This is a genomic window from Kitasatospora sp. NPDC127067 (genome assembly GCF_042724755.1).
GTDB classification, from domain to species: Bacteria; Actinomycetota; Actinomycetes; order Streptomycetales; family Streptomycetaceae; genus Kitasatospora; species Kitasatospora lactacystinica.
Map to the genome: position 1 here is coordinate 1 of NZ_JBHXEM010000292.1, position 2,046 is coordinate 2,046.

General features: G+C 70.5%; 2 protein-coding genes. Both read left to right on the forward strand.

The features are described from left to right. The first annotated feature begins 103 nt into the window (after window positions 1-103). Window positions 104-1,369, forward strand: a complete 1,266-nt coding sequence (gene istA / locus ACFWJ4_RS41495; RefSeq protein ID WP_380554643.1) for an IS21 family transposase — start codon at window positions 104-106, stop codon at window positions 1,367-1,369. Continuing rightward, a partial coding sequence (istB, locus tag ACFWJ4_RS41500; RefSeq protein ID WP_380554646.1) for an IS21-like element helper ATPase IstB occupies window positions 1,369-2,046 on the forward strand: 678 nt, incomplete at its 3' end. The genes istA and istB, both read left to right, overlap by 1 nt.

The following is a 2,046-nucleotide window of genomic DNA, read 5'->3' on the forward strand; positions in this document are numbered from 1 at the left end:
TGTCGGCGACGGGTGAAAACTGACCGCTGATCGGCGGTCCAAACGAGACCCGCTTCGCGATCTTCCCATCATCCTGATCTTCATCGAGGGTCAGGAGGAGAGGGTGATTTCCGTGGAGGACTGGGCTGAGATCCGTCGGCTGCACCGGGCCGAACAGATGCCGATCCGGGCGATCGCCCGACACCTGGGGATCTCGAAGAACACCGTGAAGCGGGCCCTGGCGACGGACCGGCCGCCGGTCTACCAGCGTCCGCTGAAGGGATCTGCGGTCGACGCGGTCGAGCCGGTGATCCGTGAGCTGCTCAAGCAGACCCCGACGATGCCCGCCACGGTGATCGCCGAGCGGATCGGGTGGGACCGTGGACTGACCATCCTCAAGGAACGGGTGCGCGAGTTGCGGCCGGCCTATCTGCCGGTCGACCCGGTCTCGCGCACGGTCTACTCGCCCGGTGAGCTCGCCCAGTGCGATCTGTGGTTCCCGCCGGCGGACATCCCGCTCGGCTACGGGCAGACGGGCCGGCCACCGGTGCTGGTCGTCGTCTCCGGCTACTCCAGGATGATCACCGCGCGGATGCTGCCGTCACGGACCACCGCCGATCTGATCGACGGGCACTGGCGGCTGCTGACCGGCTGGGGCGCCGTCCCGAGGACGCTGGTCTGGGACAACGAGACCGGTGTCGGGCAGGGAAAGCTGACCTCGGAGTTCGCCGCGTTCGCCGGTCTGCTCGCGGTCAGGATCCATCTCTGCCGGCCCCGCGATCCGGAAGCGAAAGGCCTCGTGGAGCGGGTGAACGGCTATCTGGAGACCAGCTTCCTGCCCGGCCGCACGTTCGCCGGACCCGGCGACTTCAACACCCAGCTCACCACCTGGCTGCAGGTCGCCAACCGCCGGCACCACCGCACGATCGGCTGCCGGCCCCTCGAGCGCTGGGAAGCCGACCGGGGCGCGATGCTCGCCCTGCCGCCGGTCGCCCCGCCGCACTGGTGGCCCCTGCACACCCGCCTGGGCCGCGACCACTACATCCGCGTCGACACCTGCGACTACTCCGTCCACCCCCGCGCGATCGGACAGCAGATCACCGTCCGCGCGGACACCGAGGAGATCGTCGCCACCACCCGCACCGGCGAGACCGTCGCCCGCCACGGCCGCTGCTGGGCCCGACACCAGACCATCACCGACCCCGAACACGCCACCGCGGCCGAGGCCCTGCGCGGTCAGGCGATCCGGCAGAGGGCTTCACGCGGCCGAGCCGCGCTGACCGCCCTCGCCCCCGACGACCTGGGCATCGACGTCGAACAGCGCGAGCTCGGCACCTACGACCGCATCTTCACCCTCATCGAGGGCGGCGCCGGCAAGGAGGACACCTGATGGCCCGCACCGCCACCACCGCCGCCAAGACCGCAGGCGCCCGCCGGCCCGCTCAGGACGGACGGCAGACCACCGCCGACCTCGCTTTCCTCGCCCGGGCGATGAAAGCCCCCGCTCTGCTGGACGCCGCGGAACGGCTCGCCGAACGCGCCCGCACCGAGTCCTGGACCCACCTCGAATACCTGGTCGCCTGCCTGCAGCGCGAGGTCTCGGCCCGGGACAGCCACGGCGGTGAGCAACGCGTCCGGCAGGCGCGCTTTCCCGCGGTCAAGACCCTCGAGGAGATCGACACCGCACACCTGCGGGGCATGACGCGCCAGCAGCTCGCCCACCTGGGCACACTGGACTTCATAGCCGCGAAGGAGAACGTCGTCTTCCTCGGCCCGCCCGGCACCGGCAAGACCCACCTGGCCACCGGACTCGCCGTCCGGGCCTGCCAGGCCGGCCACCGGGTCGCGTTCGCCACCGCCGCCCAGTGGGTCGACCGCCTCGCCACCGCCCACCACGCCGGCCGGCTCCAGGACGAGCTGATCAGACTCGGCCGCTATCCGCTCATCGTCGTCGACGAGGTCGGCTACATCCCGTTCGAATCCGAAGCAGCGAACCTGTTCTTCCAACTCGTCTCGAACCGCTACGAAAGGGCCAGCGTCATCGTCACCTCGAACAAGCCCTTCGGC